General features: G+C 46.6%; 17 protein-coding genes, 3 pseudogenes and 1 riboswitch. Of the genes and pseudogenes, 13 read left to right on the top strand and 7 right to left on the bottom strand.

What is annotated here, in order from left to right; all coding sequences use genetic code 11:
• The 3 genes from bamC to SOHN41_RS11470 all read left to right on the top strand — a co-directional run bounded on the left by bamC (position 1) and on the right by SOHN41_RS11470 (position 5,630).
• Positions 1-1,098 carry an outer membrane protein assembly factor BamC gene (gene bamC / locus SOHN41_RS11480; RefSeq protein WP_007649053.1) on the top strand — a complete coding sequence of 366 codons (1,098 nt, stop codon included), beginning with the start codon at positions 1-3 and terminating at the stop codon, positions 1,096-1,098.
• A gap of 357 nt (positions 1,099-1,455) precedes the next feature.
• On the top strand, positions 1,456-2,538 hold the full coding sequence (locus SOHN41_RS11475; protein ID WP_007649051.1) for an efflux RND transporter periplasmic adaptor subunit: 1,083 nt from the start codon (positions 1,456-1,458) through the stop codon (positions 2,536-2,538).
• Positions 2,535-5,630, top strand: coding sequence for an efflux RND transporter permease subunit (locus SOHN41_RS11470; RefSeq protein WP_007649049.1), 3,096 nt, complete (start codon positions 2,535-2,537; stop codon positions 5,628-5,630). The genes SOHN41_RS11475 and SOHN41_RS11470 overlap by 4 nt, the downstream gene beginning before the upstream one ends.
• A gap of 101 nt (positions 5,631-5,731) precedes the next feature.
• Here SOHN41_RS11470 and SOHN41_RS11465 read toward each other — a convergent pair whose 3' ends face one another.
• From SOHN41_RS11465 to SOHN41_RS11450, 4 genes and pseudogenes are all read right to left on the bottom strand, one after another.
• A complete protein-coding gene (locus tag SOHN41_RS11465) occupies positions 5,732-6,166 on the bottom strand; it encodes a GNAT family N-acetyltransferase (protein WP_007649047.1) in 435 nt (144 codons plus the stop codon).
• Between the two features lie 97 nt (positions 6,167-6,263).
• Positions 6,264-7,420: pseudogene (locus SOHN41_RS11460) on the bottom strand (PQQ-dependent sugar dehydrogenase).
• Positions 7,421-7,546: 126 nt separating this feature from the next.
• Positions 7,547-8,296 carry a sulfite exporter TauE/SafE family protein gene (locus SOHN41_RS11455; RefSeq protein WP_007649044.1) on the bottom strand — a complete coding sequence of 250 codons (750 nt, stop codon included), beginning with the start codon at positions 8,294-8,296 and terminating at the stop codon, positions 7,547-7,549.
• Between the two features lie 95 nt (positions 8,297-8,391).
• Positions 8,392-8,715: a hypothetical protein gene (locus tag SOHN41_RS11450; protein ID WP_007649043.1), complete on the bottom strand. Its 324-nt coding sequence runs from the start codon at positions 8,713-8,715 to the stop codon at positions 8,392-8,394.
• Between the two features lie 484 nt (positions 8,716-9,199).
• On the opposite strand from SOHN41_RS11450, the gene SOHN41_RS11445 reads away from it, so the two are divergent.
• Positions 9,200-9,496 (top strand): cytochrome c3 family protein, encoded by a 297-nt coding sequence (locus SOHN41_RS11445; protein WP_050801837.1) that lies wholly within the window; start codon positions 9,200-9,202, stop codon positions 9,494-9,496.
• A gap of 82 nt (positions 9,497-9,578) precedes the next feature.
• Here the strand turns inward: SOHN41_RS11445 and SOHN41_RS11440 are convergent, their stop codons facing one another.
• Positions 9,579-10,325: a cytochrome b/b6 domain-containing protein gene (locus SOHN41_RS11440; protein WP_007649041.1), complete on the bottom strand. Its 747-nt coding sequence runs from the start codon at positions 10,323-10,325 to the stop codon at positions 9,579-9,581.
• A gap of 296 nt (positions 10,326-10,621) precedes the next feature.
• On the opposite strand from SOHN41_RS11440, the gene SOHN41_RS11435 reads away from it, so the two are divergent.
• Entirely contained in the window at positions 10,622-11,257 is a 636-nt protein-coding gene (locus SOHN41_RS11435; RefSeq protein ID WP_037458927.1) for a LuxR C-terminal-related transcriptional regulator, read from the top strand.
• Between the two features lie 86 nt (positions 11,258-11,343).
• Here SOHN41_RS11435 and SOHN41_RS20640 read toward each other — a convergent pair whose 3' ends face one another.
• Both SOHN41_RS20640 and SOHN41_RS20635 read right to left on the bottom strand, forming a co-directional pair.
• Positions 11,344-12,333: a hypothetical protein gene (locus SOHN41_RS20640; RefSeq protein WP_420705322.1), complete on the bottom strand. Its 990-nt coding sequence runs from the start codon at positions 12,331-12,333 to the stop codon at positions 11,344-11,346.
• A gap of 315 nt (positions 12,334-12,648) precedes the next feature.
• Positions 12,649-13,052: pseudogene (locus tag SOHN41_RS20635) on the bottom strand (peptidase M61); the annotation flags it as partial.
• Positions 13,053-13,254: 202 nt separating this feature from the next.
• Between SOHN41_RS20635 and hinT the strand changes: the two are divergent.
• The 8 genes and pseudogenes from hinT to SOHN41_RS11390 all read left to right on the top strand — a co-directional run bounded on the left by hinT (position 13,255) and on the right by SOHN41_RS11390 (position 19,774).
• Positions 13,255-13,611, top strand: a complete 357-nt coding sequence (gene hinT, locus SOHN41_RS11425) for a purine nucleoside phosphoramidase (protein WP_007649030.1) — start codon at positions 13,255-13,257, stop codon at positions 13,609-13,611.
• The gene (locus tag SOHN41_RS11420; RefSeq protein ID WP_007649029.1) at positions 13,608-14,135 is read left to right on the top strand and encodes a PaaI family thioesterase; all 528 of its coding nucleotides are present in this window, start codon (positions 13,608-13,610) and stop codon (positions 14,133-14,135) included. The genes hinT and SOHN41_RS11420 overlap by 4 nt, the downstream gene beginning before the upstream one ends.
• Positions 14,122-14,643, top strand: a complete 522-nt coding sequence (locus tag SOHN41_RS11415) for a PaaI family thioesterase (RefSeq protein ID WP_007649028.1) — start codon at positions 14,122-14,124, stop codon at positions 14,641-14,643. Before SOHN41_RS11420 ends, SOHN41_RS11415 begins: the two co-directional genes overlap by 14 nt.
• A gap of 13 nt (positions 14,644-14,656) precedes the next feature.
• Entirely contained in the window at positions 14,657-15,052 is a 396-nt protein-coding gene (locus SOHN41_RS11410; RefSeq protein WP_007649027.1) for a YcfL family protein, read from the top strand.
• Positions 15,053-15,143: 91 nt separating this feature from the next.
• A riboswitch (TPP riboswitch) is annotated at positions 15,144-15,268 on the top strand.
• A 54-nt stretch (positions 15,269-15,322) separates the two neighbouring features.
• A pseudogene (locus tag SOHN41_RS11405) lies at positions 15,323-17,513 on the top strand (TonB-dependent receptor).
• Between the two features lie 71 nt (positions 17,514-17,584).
• A complete protein-coding gene (locus tag SOHN41_RS11400; protein ID WP_007649021.1) occupies positions 17,585-17,845 on the top strand; it encodes a hypothetical protein in 261 nt (86 codons plus the stop codon).
• 127 nt (positions 17,846-17,972) lie between these two features.
• Positions 17,973-18,617: a nicotinamide riboside transporter PnuC gene (pnuC, locus tag SOHN41_RS11395; RefSeq protein WP_007649020.1), complete on the top strand. Its 645-nt coding sequence runs from the start codon at positions 17,973-17,975 to the stop codon at positions 18,615-18,617.
• Positions 18,618-18,691: 74 nt separating this feature from the next.
• Positions 18,692-19,774 (top strand): phosphotransferase, encoded by a 1,083-nt coding sequence (locus SOHN41_RS11390; protein WP_007649017.1) that lies wholly within the window; start codon positions 18,692-18,694, stop codon positions 19,772-19,774.
• Positions 19,775-19,799 lie beyond the last annotated feature (25 nt).

Below are 19,799 nucleotides of genomic sequence, written 5' to 3'. Positions count from 1 at the left end.
ATGTTAAAGAAAGTCACCCCACTGTTCCTAGTTGCTGCCGTTGCAGCTTGTAGTTCGCCATTAGAGCGTCGCCAAGCTAACGGTGGTGAAGACTATGTTCAGGCTGAGCAAGTGCCAAGGCTAACGATCCCCGAGGGATTGAAAACGCCACCTTACAATAAAGAATATGAAGTGCCATCCATAGGCCCCAAAGCCAATCCTACGCTGGTGGGTAAGAATCTGGACATCCGTCCGCCACTGCAGGTTCTGCCAATGGCAGAAGGAACCCATGTGGAAGAGGGCAGCGATAACATCAAAATTGTGGTCGAATCTATCGACAACAGTGTGGACTTAAAACAGGAAATCTTCACCAATCTTGATGGTTTCCTCGCGAAGCAGTCTATTCCTGTGCGTAGCCGCAATTTTGAACAGGGTAGTATCGAAACCGACTGGATTGAAAGTCAGGAGGTGATCGAGTCGAGCATGTGGGGTTCAGATAAGATTTACCTACTACGTCAACGTTACCGTTTTGATGTGGAAACTCGTCCCCATGGTCGTACTGCTAATATCGTGATCCACTTAGCGGAACACGAAGAGTTTTATGACGATAAAGCGCAAGAAGTCCTGTTAAGCGGTGAAGACAAGCAGCGATACACTATCGATATGCTTAACAGCGCCATTGCTTATATGAGTATCAAACGTGAACAAGTGATCCAAGCCAACCGTTTGAAGCAAACCTTAGGTATTAATGTCGATTTAGTCGCACCAGAAGACGGTGCCGCTTATTGGTCAGCCAAAGCGCCTTACAAACAAGTATGGGATCGTTTGCGAATCGTACTGCCGGAAATGGGCTTTGAAATTTCCGATATGGATAGTGCTAAAGGATTATACTTCATCAAGTTTTCAGATAACTCAGGCTTCTGGAGCTCGCTCTGGAGTGACGATAAATTATCCCTAAAAGAAGGCAATTACCGTTTGCTGCTCGAAGATGGTGATACGCCTGAAGAGACTAAACTCTTTATACGAGACGCCGAGGATAAGCCACTCGATAAGGATGTGATTACGAGTGTGCATCAATCATTGTCGAACCTGATGAAGGAAGAACGTAAGTTACGTTAATCCTATCTCAAGGCTAAAAAGGGCGATCATCGCCCTTTTTTATTGTCCGAGATCCAGAAAGCGCGGTTTATCCAAATCAAAACAGTTTTTATTTTTCCACTTTTTATACCAGTATTTTTTAAGTGGTTTTAGTTTTAACATACGGTCATTTTAAGATACTTAGCTTTAATCACTACACCATCTCGTTATTGTGCAATTTCCAGATGCCGTATCTCATTTTTAGTGCTAAAGATAAACATTTACACATTTTTTGCGCTATGGCCGTAATTTGTAAGAAAAAGTAAAACGTATTGATGTGATGATATGAGTGGGTAAACTAGCCGTCATCAATGCGAGTCTTCATCATTTGGAAGCCAGATGAAAAAAATTATTATAACAATCGCCATTTTGGCGTCGGCATGGTTTGGATATCAAGCCATGCAACCCCAAGGGATAGAGAAGGCCAAGACTAAACTCGTGCCCAATGTAGTGATTGCTACCGCAGCAATGGCGCCTGTACGTGATGAAGTTGAAGCCATAGGCACCAACAAGGCCTATGAGTCTGTGACTATTACGCCTAAAGTCACCGATGTCGTGATCTCGTTGAAATTTGACGACGGCGACATAGTTAAGAAAGGGGACTTACTGGTACAGCTACAAAATGCAGAGCAAATTGCCCAAGTGAAAGCCGCCCAAGTGAAGGTGAGTGATAATCAACGGGAATTTAATCGAATAAGCTCACTGGTCACCAGTCGCACTGTGGCCGAGTTAGAGCGTGATCGCCTACAAACCTTAATCGACACTACCCGCGCTGAACTTGAGCAGGCGCAATCATCCCTTAATGATCGTAGTATTCTAGCGCCTTTTAATGGCCGGCTAGGGCTGCGCCAAGTGAGTGTGGGTAGCTTAGTGACCCCGGGTACCGAAATTACCACACTCGATGATATCTCTACGATTAAACTGGATTTTTCGGTTCCTGAGCGTTTTATTCAAGATCTGCTCCCCGGTAAATTGGTCGAAGCCAAAGCCGTGGCATTTCCTGATGTTACCTTCAAGGGGGTGGTGACATCCATTGACAGTCGTGTGAACCCTACTACCCGTGCCGTGATAGTGCGCGCCGAAATTCCCAACCCGGATCTGCGTTTACTACCCGGCATGCTGATGAAGGTTAAGCTTATCAAACGTAGCCGCGAAGCGATGATGTTGCCGGAGTCGGCCATTATTCCTATCCAGAACAATCATTTTGTCTACAGTGTGAATAAAGACAATGTGATTGAGCGTAAACAGGTCACCATTGGTATTCGTACCCGCGGTTGGGTGGAAATCCTCGGTGGCTTAGAGATTGGTGAAAATGTGGTGATCCGCGGCCTACTGAAAGTGCACCCAGGCGATGTGGTTAAAACCGAATTGGCTGAAAAGTTTAGCTATCTTTCCGATGCCAATGCGGAGCCAAGTGTATGATCCTGACAGATCTTTCAGTTAAGCGCCCCGTTTTTGCCTCGGTTATCAGCTTGCTGTTGGTGGCCTTTGGTCTGGTGGCTTTTGATAAATTGCCCCTGCGGGAATACCCCAATATCGATCCGCCGATAGTGTCGATAGAAACTAACTACCGCGGCGCCAGTGCCGCCGTGGTTGAGAGCCGGATTACCCAGTTAATTGAAGACAGGATCAGCGGAGTAGAAGGCATTCGCCATGTGAGTTCATCGAGCAGCGATGGTCGTTCACAGGTGACCTTAGAGTTTGATATCAGCCGCAATATTGAAGATGCGGCTAACGATGTTCGTGACCGAATTTCGGGCCTGCTCGATAACCTGCCAGAGGAAGCCGATCCTCCAGAAGTGCAGAAGGCCAATGGTGGCGATGAAGTGATTATGTGGCTCAACCTAGTGTCGGATCAGATGACGACCCTTGAGCTCACCGACTACACCCGTCGCTATTTATCCGACCGTTTGTCTGTGGTCGATGGTGTGTCGATGATCCGTATCGGTGGCGGCAAGGTTTACGCCATGCGGGTATGGCTCGACAGGCAAGCCTTAGCTTCACGCAGTTTAACGGTTGCCGATGTTGAAGCGGCACTGCGGGCGGAAAACGTCGAATTGCCTGCAGGTTCGATAGAGTCTAAGGAACGCCACTTTACCGTGCGCTTAGAGCGCAGTTATCGCACCGCGGAGGATTTTGCTAATCTGGTGATTTCCCAAGGAAAAGACGGTTATTTAGTCAAATTGGGTGATGTGGCTAAAGTGGAAATTGGCTCTGAAGAAGAGCGCATCATGTTCCGCGGTAACAAAGAGGCCATGATAGGGCTTGGGGTATCGAAGCAATCGACCGCCAACACCTTAGAAGTTGCACGAGCGGTCAATGCCTTAGTCGATAAAATCAACCCAACCCTACCCGCGGGTATGTCGATTAAACGCAGCTATGACAGTTCAGTGTTTATTGAAGCTTCAATTAAGGAAGTGTATCAAACCCTGTTAACGGCCATGATCCTCGTGATTATCGTGATTTACCTCTTCCTTGGCAGCGTGCGCGCCATGTTGATCCCCGCGATTACAGTCCCTGTGTCATTGCTCGGTACTTTTATCGTGCTCTATGCGCTCGGTTACACCATTAACTTACTGACGTTGCTTGCGATGATCCTCGCCATCGGCATGGTGGTTGACGATGCGATTGTGATGTTAGAAAACATTCACCGCCGTATTGAAGAAGGGGATTCGCCCTTAAAAGCTGCATTTCTCGGTGCGCGGGAAGTGGCCTTTGCTGTTATTGCAACGACGTTAGTGCTGGTGGCGGTATTTATGCCGATCACTTTCCTAGAGGGTGACTTAGGTAAGCTGTTTAAAGAGTTTGCCGTGACCATGAGTGCCGCGGTAATTTTCTCCAGTATTGTGGCCCTAACCTTGAGCCCTATGATGTGTTCGAAATTGCTGAAACCCGCCGCGCAGGATTCATGGTTGGTGCGTAAGGTCGATGGCATCATGACTCGAATTTCCAATGGTTATCAAAGCACACTGGAAGGCGCGATGGCTCGGCCAATGTTGATGTCGATTCTGGTGCTGTGTGCCTTAGGTAGCAGTGTTTTCTTAGCGCAGAAAGTGCCGCAGGAATTTGCCCCCCAAGAGGACAGAGGTTCGTTGTTTCTGATGGTCAATGGTCCGCAGGGCGCGAGTTATGAATATATTGAATCCTATATGAACGAAGTGGAAAATCGCTTGATGCCATTGGTTAATTCGGGCGATATAAAACGACTATTGATCCGTGCTCCCCGTGGTTTTGGTCGCGCCGCTGACTTCTCTAATGGTATGGCGATTGTCGTGTTGGAGGATTGGGGACAGCGCCGTCCGGTGAAGGAAGTGATTGGCGATATTAACAAACGTCTCGCTGATTTAGCTGGCGTACAGGCGTTTCCTGTGATGCGCCAAGCCTTTGGCCGCGGCGTGGGTAAACCCGTGCAGTTTGTGATTGGCGGTCCAAGTTATGAAGAGCTTGCCCGCTGGCGCGATATTATGATGGAAAAAGCGGCGGAAAAGCCACAACTGCTCGGAGTGGATCACGATTATAAAGAGACAAAACCACAGCTGCGGGTTGTGATCGACCGGGATAGAGCGGCAAGCCTTGGGGTGTCAATTTCCAATATCGGTCGTACCTTAGAATCTATGCTTGGCTCGCGTCTAGTCACCACCTTTATGCGTGATGGCGAAGAGTACGATGTGGTAGTGGAAGGTGAGCGCAGTAATCAAAATACCGCCGCCGATCTGCAAAATATCTATGTGCGCTCCGAACGCAGTAAGGAGCTAGTTCCACTCTCTAACCTAGTGACAGTGGAAGAGTTTGCCGATGCCAGTTCGCTCAATCGCTATAATCGCATGCGGGCTATCACCATCGAAGCCAGTTTGGCAGATGGCTATAGCCTAGGTGAGGCCCTTGATTATATGAATCAATTGGCACGAGCCTATTTACCTGCAGAAGCGGTGATCAGTTACAAGGGGCAATCCCTCGACTACCAAGAGTCGGGCAGTTCCATGTACTTTGTATTCCTACTGGCATTAGGGATTGTATTCCTCGTCTTAGCCGCGCAGTTTGAAAGTTATATTCATCCTATGGTGATTATGCTGACTGTGCCACTCGCTACAGTAGGAGCCTTGATTGGACTGTGGTTTACTGGGCAGAGTCTCAATATCTACAGTCAGATTGGTATTATTATGTTGGTCGGTTTGGCGGCTAAAAACGGCATTTTAATTGTTGAATTTGCTAACCAACTTAGGGATAAGGGCGTGGACTTTGATCGTGCCATTATCCAAGCGTCCTGCCAGCGTTTACGGCCCATTTTAATGACGGGCATAACCACAGCCGCTGGTGCGGTGCCTTTAGTATTGGCTGCGGGCGCAGGTGCAGAAACCCGTTTTGTGATTGGTGTTGTTGTGCTATCGGGAATTTTGTTAGCAACTCTATTCACTATTTTTGTGATCCCCTCAGCATACGGCCTTTTCGCCCGTAACAGTGGTTCGCCCGAGGCCATCGCCCAACAGTTAGAAAAGGAGCTCACGCAGGATTAACAGTGATTCGTTTAAGTTGAGTGGATTGTTAGCCTTTTAAATCTTGCACTAAATAGGCGCTTAAGATGACTTAAGCGCCTATTTTTATAGATGATTGATGATCAAGAATGGTCAATATCTTGAATATAGCGGAAAGAGGTTTTTTCAAACCCTATGGCTTCATAATAGGCCTGTGTTTTTTCCCTGCGCATTGAAGTAGTAACCTCAAGTTTGCTACAACCATATTCATGTGCTCTTGCTTTGGCAAAGCGGATTAGTTGCGTTCCTATGCCCGAACCTCTATTGCTCTCTGTCACCACGAGTGCAGTGATACGGCAAATCTTTTGCTGCGAAGGAAAATAGTCAAAGAAGATCAAGCTTATTAAGCCAATAATGGTGCCTTTTTCCTCGGCGATATAAATTTCATCCGTTCTATCACTTTTTCCAAGATACTTTTGTAATTGTTCTGGAGTTGCACTATATCCAAGCTGCAATAGTAAATTTGCTATTGCCTTAATATCTTGTATTTCAGCGAGTTTAATCTGAAATGCGTTCATCAACATGTCCTCGTCACTTATGCAGGGAAAAGAGACATCTTTGAGTTTTGTCTGTAGTCATTTCATCCCTTAACTGGCTACCTATTGATTCTATTGGTTAATATGGCTGCGGTGATAACTGATAGATTTTTGCATTAGCCTCGTCGGTAACCAGATAAATCAGTCCATCGGGCCCTTGCACAACTGAGCGCAAGCGTTGGCCGAGTTCGGTTTTCAGCAGGCGTTCTTCCTTAATAATTTTGTCGCCATCAAGTGTTAAGCGTACGAGTGTTTTTCCTTTAGGCTGGCGAGTAAAATATTATTTTGCCACTGTGGAAATTTATCGCCTGTGTAGAATATAAAGCCCGCGGTGGCTATCGAGGGAATCCACTTGTAGCTAGGTTGCTCCATTCCAACCTTGTGGGTGCCTTCGCCTATTTTGCCGCCACCGTAATTTTCACCATAGGTAATCACAGGCCAGCCATAATTTTTGCCCCCTTGATCGATATTAAGCTCATCGCCGCCCTGCGGCCCATGCTCACCAGTCCACAATACTTTGCTATTAGGATTAATTGCAGCACCTTGCATATTGCGATGACCAATTGACCAAATCTCCGGCAAGGCACCTGTCGTATTAACGAAGGGGTTATCCTTAGGCACTGACCCATCGGCATGAATACGCACCACTTTGCCTAGATGATTGTCTAAAGTTTGCGCGCTATCTTTCTCGCTGTAGCGATCGCCTAGGGTGATAAATAACGTGCCATCCGGCGCCCACACGAGGCGAGATCCAAAATGGTGGTTACTGTTTATTTTGGGTTGCTGACTAAATACACGGGTGAGATTTTCAAGTTTGTTCCCATTGAGTGTGGCAAAACTGACCGCTGTGCTGTTGCTATCGCTTAAATCACCTTCGCCGGGTTCGGTATAACTGAAATAGATTTTTTGGCTACTGGCAAAATCCGGTGCAAGTACTACATCGAGCAAACCGCCTTGTCCCTTGGCAACGATTGGCGGTAAACCCGTTAAAGGTTCACCTACTTTTCCAGTGGTACTGATAATGCGCATTCTTCCTGTACGTTCAGTGACTAATATGCTGCCATCGGGTAAAAATGCCATGCCCCAGATATTTTCTAACCCTTCAGCTATGGTGTTTACCCGAATATTGACCACTTCAGTTTTAACGCTGATTGTTGTGGCACTAGCGGCCTGGGTGAAAATTCCTAGCGAGCTTGCAACCAGACACAGTGCAAGGCTTAGGGTGCTCAGTTTCATTATTTTCCTTAAAAACACTGCTCTCCAAGATGAGGGTTTAGAGTAACAAGTCAGTCACTTAAGGGCAATTTATCCGCGTAAAATAGAATTCCAAAATCTATGTGCACAAAAAAGCGGAGTGCACCATTAGCGCATAAAAAATCCTACGGCCATGGTTAAACCGACACAGACAATAAAACCTCGCAATAGGGATTGGGGAATTCGGTAGGCGAGTACGGCCCCTATATAACCGCCGATAATGGCCATAATGGTGAGCAATAGCAGATACTGTTCATCGATTAGATTACCTGTGACATACAAGGCAACGGCTATGGTGGTAAGTAGGGCGGAGAGTAAATTTTTAAGTCCGTTCATGCCATGTAATTGGGTTTGTCCCATTAGGCCTAGAGTGGCGAGCAGAATGATCCCTAAGCCGCCATTAAAATAGCCACCATAAATACACACTAAAGTCAGTATGATGACTGCCGAGTGGGGGCGGGTTGTGGTGGATACGGTTGTAACAGCTAGCCGCTTCTTCAATAGCCAAGGCCCTGCGATAAACGCGCCAGTTGCCAGCAAAATTAACCACGGGACTAAATAGGCAAAAATCTGTTCACTGGTATTTAGTAATATGGCCGCGCCTAGGCATCCTCCCGCCGCTGCGATAATACAGAGGTTTTTAAGGCTAAGATCGGCGGGATATTCAATATCTTTTCTAAAGCGCCATGCGCTGGCAAGGTAGCCGGGAAGCAGCGCCGCCGTGCCTGTGGCATTGGCAGCAAGGGGAGGGATACCGACAAAAACTAATGCGAGTAGGGTGATAAAACTGCCTCCCCCCGCTACCGCATTGAGCATACCGCCTAATAGGCCCGCGAATGCAATAATCAGCCAGTCCATCGCGATTACTCCTCTTAAGTTTAAAAATCAGGGATGAGCAGAACGTCACACCTAAATATCGCCGTAGTGTGTGCTAACGTGTGACCGTCATGGGTTTAAGATGTTGGATTGAATTCACTGTCCCAAAGGCCAGACATAAAAATAACCGCGGCAACGGCTTCACTTTGGTTGCTAAAAACATCCTCACCCCAGATATTTTTCCCCCGTTCTTGATAATAAACATGGAAGGTGGTGAGCAGAGGCGTTGACACACAATACCAACCATCGAACGTCTGTTTGGTAAAATTCACCCAATGCTTGGCATCTGCCGTTTTAACCTGTTGCATAAGTGCGCTATCTCTAGCCAGTAACGCTGCAAGCTCATCCTGCGTGTTGATGTGATGGTGGTTTTTTATGGTTTCAATAAGATTTTTAAGCATCCTTCTGGCGACCTCGACATTCGGTGTGGGCTAATACATTGCTACTGTGAAAGTGATGAGAGCTTGCCTTCAAGAACGAAGGTTATTTGCGTGTATTCCACTGGGCTAAGTCTTATCAAATAAATTCTACGCTTCCAACTCCATTTTTATTTGTGGGCTTTTTCTTTTTTCATCCATAAAGCTAGGGCATTTTACCATGTAACCTTTAGGTTGTATGAATGTAAAACTCTTATATAAGCATGTGGTTACATGATACAGCGCACATTTTACCCTTGAGTATCTTGGTAAAGTTATCTTTGCTTAGAGCTGGGTTGCTTATTATTCGATCCTTAGCTAAGTTAAATCGAGTCGTGCTATTACTTTAGGTTGCGAGATGGAAGTCACCCTGACAAGAATTTCCACTGACAATCGCCATTGGAGGATACAATTGTGAGCAAAAAAACTATTAAGTGCGCTTTTCGGGGCAAGTCTCGCAGCGTTAGCGCTGTCGCCAACCGCATTCGCAGCAGATCAAAAATTATCTGATTTCCACGCTGAGTCAGGTGGCTGTGAAAGCTGCCATAAGGATGGTACGCCTTCATCCGATGGTGCTTTTGAGTTTGCCCAGTGTCAAGATTGTCACGGTAAGCTTTCTGAAATGGACGAAGTTCATAAGCCACATGATGGTAATTTAGTTTGTGCTGATTGCCATGCGGTGCACGATATGAACGTAGGTCAAAAACCGACCTGCGAAAGCTGCCATGATGACGGCCGCACTCCAGAATCTATCCTGAAAAAATAATATTTAGTGCTGTTGGATAACACCAACAATCTAAATAAAAAAACGCCAGCGAATCGCTGGCGTTTTTTTAAGAACCTATGACTCACTCGTCCTTAGGCTGCCCTTGGATAAGTTTATTGCCTGAAAACATGGCTGAAATAATTCCCGGTTGACGTTTAACTTCGGTATAAATCACTGCAAATAGATGCAATAAAATCAGCAACAACAATAGATAGACTCCATAGATGTGAATTTCACCCGCTAACCCTTTAATCGGTTTAATCGCACTGGCTTTTTCTGCATTGACCCCAGCATCATCATAGGGTTTTAAGCCAGCAGGATCGACATTAGTATCGGCAAGATAGCTTTGGATGGTGCTGCCCAGTGGAGGATAGTAAATATCTGTTCCTGCACGAAATAATCCCGTTAGCATGATGATAACCAATAGCAGCATAATGGCGAATACGGCAAATTTCCCTTTCGGATTATGACCTAAGTACTGTGGAGTCTTCCCCGCCGCTAACTCTGTCTTGTAAGCCTGTAATTCGCTTTTGCTATTGGTGTTGGGAAACATATGGCTGAAACGGGCATATTTATTGCCGATAAAGCCCCAGACAAGACGTACGAGTAGGTTTAATGCAAATCCATAGCCGATATAAACATGTAAGGTTTTTAAGCCAATTTTGCCCGATAGCTCTGTTATACCTAATTCAGTTTTATACATCATAATACCACCCACTAAGGTGAGGGCGAGTACCAGAATGACGTTGATCCAATGGAATAATCGTGTGGGTCTGTCCCATACTGTGTAGGATTTTATCTCAAGGGGGATTGGTTTGTTGCTGGACATCGCATTTCCTTATAGGGCTATCTATTGAGGCGATTTTACGCTTTTTTTAAAATACAGCCGTTTTTTCAGTTTAAATTAAGGCTTCTGATTGAGAGTAATACAGTTGAAAGTTGCAGAAGCTTTTGATTTGCGTACGGTAAATATTTTTTTAGTAAGTCTTTTGAATCTGTTTTATCTAATGCTAATATCGTAAACCAATAGACTCGGAGGTCTATTGAACGGATGTTGAAGTGGTATTGAGAGTCTGTTGAGTTCTCAAAAATAAATAAACGTTAACCAGACAGGGAGTGAGCAGGATGTTCAAAATATTACATTGGATTGTAGTGTCAAGATCACAACTTCTAATGGAGTTACTCGCAGGGCGTTGGCCACAGGAATTTCTTGTGAAGTTATCACAAGTCAATCCCGATGGCATGTGTGAGCATATCAAAGATAACCAAGCTTCTATGGTGGTGATAGATCTTGCCACGGTCGATTTACAAAAAGCCTATCAATTTCAACGATTGCTTGCCCGCGAACAACCGAGTGTACGGGTGGTTTATATTCAATTCCCGAAACTGGTGGATGCGCGGTTTTTAATGCAGGCAGCGACGACAGCAGGTGTGTTTTATCTCGATGCAGGTTTAACGGAAATTAGCTTAGGTCTTTCTAATATACTGCGTGGTCATAGGGTGATCCCCCCTCAACTCGCTAACGGAGTCAATGATGACTTTGGACTATTTGAAGATACAGAGCCTTTGACCATCCGCGAGCGAGAGGTGTTACAGGCCCTTTTATCGGGTAGTACTAATCTTGATATTGCGAATCAGTTATTTGTCAGTGAAAGTACGATTAAAACCCATTTATACCGTGTATTTCGCAAGATTGGCGTGTCCAGTCGCGGTCAAGCAATTGCATGGGCCCAGACCTATCTGCACGATGTAGTTGTATAACAACTTAGTGTGCTTTTTCGTTGATACATTCCGCTCGGTGTTTTGCATCAGACAAAAGGGGCATTGCCCCTTTTGTCTGATGTTGTTTAACGGCCAAGCCAAGCGATAAGTTTATCTTTATTGGTAATTGATAATGCAACAGTATCCTTAGGTGCCGCTGCGATAACCAATTCAGCTGTCATTAATTCATCCCGTCTAAACCAGTGCAATGGCAAACGTTGTCCGAGTGGATACTGTTGCAACTGCGCTTCAAATTGTCCCGTTACTTGCAGATTATCCGCTGCGATCAATATATCCCCCGCACTTAATCCTGCAAGATGAGCCGGGCTTCCTTGGGTGACGGTGACAATTTTTAAGCCCAAAGGAGCTGATTGTGTCTTAGCACCAAAGGCAATGTCGTAGCCCTTAGTTTGATTACCACCAACATCTTGGGCGCCTTGACTGGAACGAAGGGTAAAGCCAACACCAAATTCAGCCAGTAGTGGGGCGAGCGGAATATCGTCGGTATTATCTAAGTAGCTAAATAGATCTTGGCAATCACGGCCTAGCAGGCGCTCGACTATCCGCTGGTGACAGTCGTCAGTTGTGCCTTTATTTTGCAGGGCATATTCCTGCCATAAAATTTTCATCACCTCATCGAGGGTGTATTTACCTTGGGTTTCACTTCTCAATGTGAGATCTAAATACAGCGCAAACAGGGCGCCTTTAGTGTAATAACTGATGATGGCATTTTGGGCGTTTTCATCCTGTTTATAGAACTTAGTCCAAGCGTTAAAGCTCGAGTCCCTAATACTTTGCTTGAAACGTCCTGGGCTGCGATAAACACGGGTAAAGGTTTCACTGAGCATATCTAAATAGCTTTGTTCATCGACGAGTCCCGCACGATAGGTGAGAAAATCATCGTAATAGGAGGTGATGCCTTCATAGGCCCAAAGCTGGTTTGTATAGGTTTCGGCCTCGAGTCGATAGGGTAAGAAACACTCGGGTTTAATACGCTTAACATTCCAGCTATGGAAATATTCGTGGCTGCACAGGGATAAATAGGTGCGATAGTCGTTATTGATGGGAGCATCCATCGAAAGGGGCAAATCCTTGCGTGAACACATTAGCGCGGTCGATGCCCTGTGTTCTAAACCACCAAAGCCATTATCCAATACCGTGGTCATAAACAGGTAGCGTTTGAAGGGCGCGGGGGAACCAAAAAGCGTGATTTGATACTCGCAAATCGCCTTTAAATCCTGGCAAAGTCTTGGCATACAAGCGCGGTGACGACCATTGAGTACAATATCGTGCCGCACGCCACAGGCATCAAAACTCCCTAGGGTAAATAACCCCATTTCCACCGGATGATCGATCAATTCATCATAGCTTTCGGCACAAAATTGGCCGAAGGTGAATTCGTCTCCGCTAGTGCGGGTCATGCTGGTGGCAAGGCGCCATTCGCTTAATGTGGATTCTGCAGGTGGAGCCATAGTGACAGTGTGTAAAGTGTCTTCAAATTCGTGGGCGGCTAAAAAAACACTGCTGCCGTTAAAGAAACCATGGGTCATGTCTAAGTGGGCGGTTCGCACCGAGAGATCCCAAGCGTAAATTTGATAGCTCAGGGTGATTTCGGTGCTGTTATTGTCAATCGACCAGGTCTGTTTATCGAGCTGTTTAAGTTTAAGGGGTGGCCCGTTTCGTCTGTTGCCTTGAGTTCGATAATATTTTTGGCAAAATCTCGCACCATATAACTGCCGGGTAACCAAGCGGGAAGACTGAATACTTGAACTGCTTTGGGCTCGGATACCGTCATGGTAACGGCAAATAAATGGGCTTTCGGATCGACGGGGGTTATTTGGTAATGGATCATAATTTATCCTGCAAAACCTAGGAATGCTAATGGGCGTCATGCTGCCAAAAATACCGACAACTGGCAAATGCAACACAAAATATCTGGAGACACAAAGCGTTGAATTGCTAGTATACTATGCCAACCAACCCAAGGAGGATCCCCCATGGCCGAAGAAACGATTTTCAGCAAAATTATTCGCCGCGAAATTCCAGCCGATATCCTGTATCAAGACGATCTCGTCACCGCCTTTAGAGACATCTCCCCTAAGGCGCCGACCCATATTTTGATCGTACCGAATCATTTAATTCCAACGGCGAACGAGATGAAAGCCTCAGATGAGCCCGCACTTGGCAGAATGATGACGGTTGCGGCCAAATTGGCGGCGGAAGCGGGTATTGCGAAAGACGGTTATCGACTGATCATGAACTGTAATCAACATGGCGGACAGGAAGTGTACCATATACATATTCACCTCGTGGGCGGAGAGCCATTGGGTCCCATGTTGAGCCAAGGCCGATGAAATTAAACCCAGAGTTTTTCCCATTGACTCAGATGGCACAGCGGTTTGTGGATCAATTAGCCCAGTGCCGTCGCCTTGGGTTAAAGGTACTCGAGGCGAGTGAGCACCATGTGCTGATTGAATTGCCCTACAGCACCGAATTAATTGGTTACCCCGATACGGGCGTTATCCACGGCGGCGTGATCACGACCTTGATGGATACCGCCTGTGGCAGTGCGGTGGTGAGTGCAATTTATCACAAATATCAGTCGTTAGAGATCTCACCCACCTTAGATTTACGGGTGGATTATATGAAGCCAGCACAGCCCGATAAGCCAGTGTATGGTTTTGCTGAGTGCTATAAGCTGTCATCCAATATCGCTTTTACCCGCGCCATTGCCTATCAGGACAGTATTGACGACCCTATCGCCCATGCTGTGGGATCATTTATGCGCATTAGCCCTGAAATGGTCGGTGATGCCTTTCGGCAAGCATTGATGGGAGAAGCTGTGCCAGCTCAGGGAGAAAGTGATGAGCTCAAATAAACACCCACTTGGGACCGAGCCAATAAACCCAAGCGTGAACGTTGCCAATAAAGCCGTTATCGAGAGTAAAACGCCCCTCGATGTGCAAGGCATAGTGAAACGGGCAACCGAGCTCAATGATTTTGGGCACCTACTCGAGCACGTTCCTTACGCTAAGTTTATCGGAATGCGGGTTGAGCGTTTTGGCGATGAATTAATTTTTAAACTGCCAGCTAAAGATGACAATATAGGTAACCCTGTCTTACCCGCCATTCACGGTGGTGTGATCGCGGGTTTTATGGAAATGTCGGCAATAGTGCAGTTAATGGTGTTTATGCAAACGGCAAAAGTGCCTAAAGTCGTCGATTTTTCTATCGATTATCTGCGTGCGGGTCTGCATAAGGACAGTTTTGCCGAATGCCGTATCACTCGTCAGGGGCGACGGGTCGCTAACGTCAATATCAATTGTTGGCAGACTAACCGTAAGCAATTGATTGCCACGGCAAGGGCACACTTTCTGATTGATTAAAGAGGGAAATAAGATGAAACACATCTATACCGGATTGATACTGGCCGCCGCACTGACCCTTGGTGGCTGCGCCTCGGATACGGCGGGGATTTCCGTAAGCTCACAGGGTGAGACCCGTATCGACAGTCATAGTTTTGCCCAAGATATCGCCCTTGAAAGTGTCGATGCCCGCCGGGTGGGGGATTTAATTCAAGGCTCTGCGCTAATCGTCAGCAAGTCCTCTAGCGATATGCGTGTGCAATATAAATTCACTTGGTATGATGCCAGTGGTTTTACCATCGAAGACGAGGCAAGTAGTTGGAAGTCGGTGAAACTCCACGGGAAACAACAACTGCAAGTGTCTGGCGTCGCTCCAAATGCCCAAGCGGTGAAATTTGATGTGTATGTGCGTGAAACCTATTCCTATTAAGCTTAGGTGAGGTTTAAAAATGCCGGCGTTGCTGGCATTTTTCATTTTATGACATAAGTGTGTCATCCTATCCCATTACTCATGTATACTAGGCGCCGCCAAGGGGTGTTTGCAGCGAGTTCACTTTACCGTGTACTGCAGACTGAGATGTCATCCGACGAACCCTTAGAACCTGATCCGGCTAATACCGGCGTAGGAATGGGCCAATCAACAGCACACTTCTGAATCGCTTATTCGTTGCCGGATCTCAAACTAGATATTTGAGGTCCTATGTTTAACTGTAAAAATCAAGTTTCCACTCAGCTTTTCATGAGAGCGCCCTTGGCTTTAGCCATTGCCGCCGCGCTTAGCACATCCGCATTTGCCCAAACCGATGCTATCGATAAACCCGATCCTACCACTGAGATGGAAGTCATGGTGGTGACGGCGGATTTTCGCAGTGCCAGTTTAGAGAAAATGCCCTCAAGCGTTACCCTGATCGATGCCCAGCAGATCCAGGATGAAAGCGCCCAGCATTTCGAGGATGTGCTTAATTCTATTGCTAACGTTAACTGGTCTGGTGGGAGTTCTCGGCCGAAGTATTTTCAAATACGCGGAGTAGGCGAGCAGGAACAATATCAAGGTGCACCCAATTCTTCCGTGGGTTACATCATAGATGATATCGATTTATCCGGTATCGGTATGGTGTCGAGTATGTACGATCTTCAGCAAGTCGAAGTGTTACGTGGTCCACAGGGGACACGTTATGGTGCAAATGCCTTAGCGGGCTTGATTTACTTAAAGAGTAATGACCCAACAGATGTATTCGAACACGGCGCTGAAGTGTCCCTCGGGAATGATGATTTACGTACCTTTAGCGGTTATAGCTCAGGCCCATTAACGGATTCTGGCAAGCTGCTATACCGAGTCTCTTTGCAGCAACATCAACAAAATGGTTACCGCGATAATCTGTACCTAGAGCGTGATGACACGAATGGCCGTGATGAATTTACGGGCCGTGTTAAGTTGCGTTGGTACGCGACTGACGATCTGCAATTGGATTTAACGCTGTTGCACGCCGATTTCGACAATGGCTATGATGTGTGGAGTTTAACCAATAATCCTAAAGAAACCCTCTCGGATGAGCCCGGTGTCGATAGCCAGCGCACCACAGGCGCAGGCTTTAAAGCAACCTATTCTGGCGCAGAAAACTTTGAGCTGACCTCGTTAACTTCCTTTGCTGATACCGATCACCAATACAGTTACGATGGCGATTGGGCGAACCCAGAATATTGGGCATCCAAGCAATGTGAAGATGAAGGAAGCGTTAGCCCCTGCCAGTACGATTATTTTTGGGACAAAACCGGCCAGCGCAAGACCCTATCCCAAGAGTTTCGTTTAAGTTCCACGGAGCAAGGCCGCATTTTTGCACAGAGTACTGATTGGCTCATTGGCGTGTATGCCATGAATTTGAAAGAAGATAACCAATTGTATTCCGAGTATAACGCTTGGCCAGATGAGGTTTTAGACTCAGAGTATGAAGCGACCAATTATGCGCTCTTTGGTCAGCTCGATACGGATCTGGGCTCGGATTATGCGTTGTCCATTGGGTTGCGTGTAGAGCAGCGCAATAGCCATTACTCCGATACCAATCAGGATAACTTTGATCCGAGCGAAACCATGTGGGGGGGGTCATATTGCGCTGAGTAAAATGCTAAGCGACTCCCATAATGCTTACGTTAGAGTGGCCCGTGGCTATAAGGCGGGTGGTTTTAACATGACCTTACCCGTCGAGCTAAACGATAAGAAAGAGTTTGATACTGAGACATTATATAACTATGAAATTGGCCTGAAATCCCGTTGGCTAGAAGGGCTTATCGATACTAATCTCGCGCTGTTTTACATGGATAGGCAAGATCAACAGGTCGCCGCCTCCCAGCAAGATCCAGATAAACCGCAGCGCTTTATCCTTTACACCGAAAATGCTGGTAGCTCGAATAACTATGGTGCAGAGCTGGATGCGACTTGGTATGCCACCGATAATCTGCAGCTTTACTCCAGCCTAGGTTGGTTAGAAACCGCCTATGGTGACTATCAGTATCAGGATAAATACGGCACAGAGGTGGATCTCACCGGTCGAGACTTAGCCCATTCGCCCCATTTTACCTACAGCCTTGGTGGGACTTTCCGTGGTAACTCGGGTTGGTTTGCTAACCTTAACCTCAGCGGTAAGAGTGAATTCTATTACTCTGACAGCAATGATTCCCGCTCCGAACCCTACACTATCGTGAATGCCCGTGTGGGTTATGAGGCCAATGCGTGGTCCGCTTACCTCTGGGGCCGTAACTTATTCGACGAGCAATACGGTGTGCGTGGCTTCTATTTTGGTAACGAACCCGATAATGGCTGGGCGGAAAAGCAATATATTCGTTATGGCGATCCCCGCCAACTCGGCGTGACTGTCAACGTCAAATTTATGTAATCGCAAGAATAACTTGCGCTGTGGTGCTATGGGTGCCACAGCGTCAGTGTTGAGAAATTTAAGGAACCGAAATGAAGCTTACCGCAGAAATTAGCATGTACCCCTTTAATGAAAACTATCTCGATCCGATCAAATGGTTTATTGGCCGAGTGGACAGTTATACCAATATTGAACGCGTCACTAATGCCATGGCCACTCAAGTGTGCGGTGAATATCAAGATGTGATGGCCATGCTGGCCATTGAGATGCAAGCCGCCCATGAAAAGTGGGGCAAGGCAGTGTTTGTATGTAAGTTTATCGGTGGTGAATTAAATTTAGCCCATAGTGAATAACGGGATTTTATCTTTGCTAGAACCTAGAACCTAGAACCTAGAACCTAGAACCTAGAACCTAGAACCTAGAACCTAGAACCTAGAACCTAGAACCTAGCATAGTCAGTGTGTAATACGAGAACCACCAATGACAGATTTATGGTTTACGCTGGTCGACAGCATTAATGCGGCCTTAGGGGAAGTCCATGTGATGACAGCATGGGAAGCCTTAGCCGTATGCTTGGCTATGGCCTATTTGCTACTGGCGATAAAGGCGAGCGTGTGGTGCTGGGCGGCGGCGTTTGCTAGCACGGCCATTTACACTGTGTTGTTTTGGAAGGTGGCATTGCTGATGGAGTCTGTGCTCAATGTCTATTATATGGCGATGGCACTCTATGGTTATTGGCTGTGGACACAGGGCGGTGATAAACATCAGGGGGTCAAAGTCACGACTTGGCCGTTAAAAACCCACTTGAAATTGATTGCCATAACAACTTTGATATCCTTGTTTATTGGCCATGGTATGGCGACTTATACTCAAGCGGCATTTCCCTATTTGGATGCGGCGACGACCTGCTTTGCGGTGATGACGACCTATTTAGTGGCGAAAAAAGTGCTTGAGAATTGGCTCTATTGGGTGGTAATCGATCTAGTGTCAATTTATCTCTATCTCAGTAAGGGACTGATGCTGACATCACTACTCTTTGTGCTCTATGTGGGTCTCGCTGTGGTCGGATATTTCCTATGGCGCACGGCATTAGCAGATGCCCGTGGGGTCAATGTCCTAAATTAATGATTTAAGCCAATGATCTTAAAACAAGCCCAGCCCACGGATTGAGTATAGGACTCACTATTAGGGCTAAGCGTATGGAGCAAACATTGAGTGAACCATTTCAAAAACTGTTGCCTATATTAAAAGCCGCAGGGCTCGATAAAATCAATCATATCAGTGAATTGTCGGGTGGCTTGAGCAATCACAACTATAGGATCTCAACGCCTACGGCAGAGTATGTTTTTCGCCTCAATGCCGATGCGGCGGACAGTTTTTGCTCTAGGACGCAGGAGCGCTTCTATTGGCGACACTTAGCGAACGCCAAATTGGCTCCCGAGCTGCTATGGGTGAGTGAAGATGAACGTTATTACCTCAGTGCATTTATTAAGAGTGATGTCATTGAAGGCGACATTATCGAAGCAAATATTGAGAACTATGGTCAATCACGCAAGCATTCCCTGCCTTGGCAAGCATTAGAGGGATTGTGTAGTGCGGCGGATTTTTTACAGGGCCAAGATTCACTGCATCACTTGCCATTAGCATTTGAGCATGACCCTCTAAATGACTCGCATCCTAATCAAGCCCATAGGTTGTTACTGACGTTATTGCTGCAATTACGGGATCTACCCAAGGGCCCCTATGGGATCAGCATAACCGAGCAGTGGCAGGAATATCACCGGAAGATGCTGACCTTTATGGCACCATCTCCCATCGAGGGCGAGTCAAGCCAAATTGGGGGCGACTGGTACGAGCGAGCCACTCAACTGCTGGGGATCCAAGCTGATATTCAGCGCTGGACAGACACTTTGGCAGGCTGCTTACTCCAGGCACAGTTTTGCCATAGAGATCTCAACCCCCATAATTTGTTGCTTAAAGATAAGCGTTTATATTGCATCGATTTTGAGTATGCAACGGCTTCGCATCCCCTGTGTGAGCTAGCGACTGTGCTGGCCACCCATGCCTTAACCCCTTTGCAGCAACATTTTTTGGTGCAGCAATATCTGGTCAAACATCCTTATTTAACGGCGGAGGCGATATTTGCCGTGCCCGCAGCCATTGAAATGTACTGGGTATTGGCCTGTTACTGGGCGCTCTTAATGGCGGCGCGGCAAACGGACCCAAGCGGCCATGGTGAGTATATTGCTTGGTTCGATTTTTTTTGGCCGCAAATCTCGTAGCGATTGATTGTCACGCTTATTTACA

Source organism: Shewanella sp. HN-41 (assembly GCF_000217915.1).
Lineage (GTDB): Bacteria > Pseudomonadota > Gammaproteobacteria > Enterobacterales > Shewanellaceae > Shewanella.
The sequence above is the reverse complement of the archived record's forward strand: the minus strand, read 5'-3'. Positions and strand labels throughout refer to the sequence as shown.

Bases quoted from the DNA above. Each gene is read 5' to 3' on its own strand.
- bamC (WP_007649053.1), top strand. From the start codon at position 1: ATGTTAAAGAAAGTCACCCCACTGTTCCTAGTTGCTGCCGTTGCAGCT.
- SOHN41_RS11475 (WP_007649051.1), top strand. From the start codon at position 1,456: ATGAAAAAAATTATTATAACAATCGCCATTTTGGCGTCGGCATGGTTT.
- SOHN41_RS11470 (WP_007649049.1), top strand. From the start codon at position 2,535: ATGATCCTGACAGATCTTTCAGTTAAGCGCCCCGTTTTTGCCTCGGTT.
- SOHN41_RS11465 (WP_007649047.1), bottom strand. From the start codon at position 6,166: ATGAACGCATTTCAGATTAAACTCGCTGAAATACAAGATATTAAGGCA.
- SOHN41_RS11455 (WP_007649044.1), bottom strand. From the start codon at position 8,296: ATGGACTGGCTGATTATTGCATTCGCGGGCCTATTAGGCGGTATGCTC.
- SOHN41_RS11450 (WP_007649043.1), bottom strand. From the start codon at position 8,715: ATGCTTAAAAATCTTATTGAAACCATAAAAAACCACCATCACATCAAC.
- SOHN41_RS11440 (WP_007649041.1), bottom strand. From the start codon at position 10,325: ATGTCCAGCAACAAACCAATCCCCCTTGAGATAAAATCCTACACAGTA.
- SOHN41_RS11435 (WP_037458927.1), top strand. From the start codon at position 10,622: ATGTTCAAAATATTACATTGGATTGTAGTGTCAAGATCACAACTTCTA.
- SOHN41_RS20640 (WP_420705322.1), bottom strand. From the start codon at position 12,333: ATGGATGCTCCCATCAATAACGACTATCGCACCTATTTATCCCTGTGC.
- hinT (WP_007649030.1), top strand. From the start codon at position 13,255: ATGGCCGAAGAAACGATTTTCAGCAAAATTATTCGCCGCGAAATTCCA.
- SOHN41_RS11420 (WP_007649029.1), top strand. From the start codon at position 13,608: ATGAAATTAAACCCAGAGTTTTTCCCATTGACTCAGATGGCACAGCGG.
- SOHN41_RS11415 (WP_007649028.1), top strand. From the start codon at position 14,122: ATGAGCTCAAATAAACACCCACTTGGGACCGAGCCAATAAACCCAAGC.
- SOHN41_RS11410 (WP_007649027.1), top strand. From the start codon at position 14,657: ATGAAACACATCTATACCGGATTGATACTGGCCGCCGCACTGACCCTT.
- SOHN41_RS11400 (WP_007649021.1), top strand. From the start codon at position 17,585: ATGAAGCTTACCGCAGAAATTAGCATGTACCCCTTTAATGAAAACTAT.
- pnuC (WP_007649020.1), top strand. From the start codon at position 17,973: ATGACAGATTTATGGTTTACGCTGGTCGACAGCATTAATGCGGCCTTA.
- SOHN41_RS11390 (WP_007649017.1), top strand. From the start codon at position 18,692: ATGGAGCAAACATTGAGTGAACCATTTCAAAAACTGTTGCCTATATTA.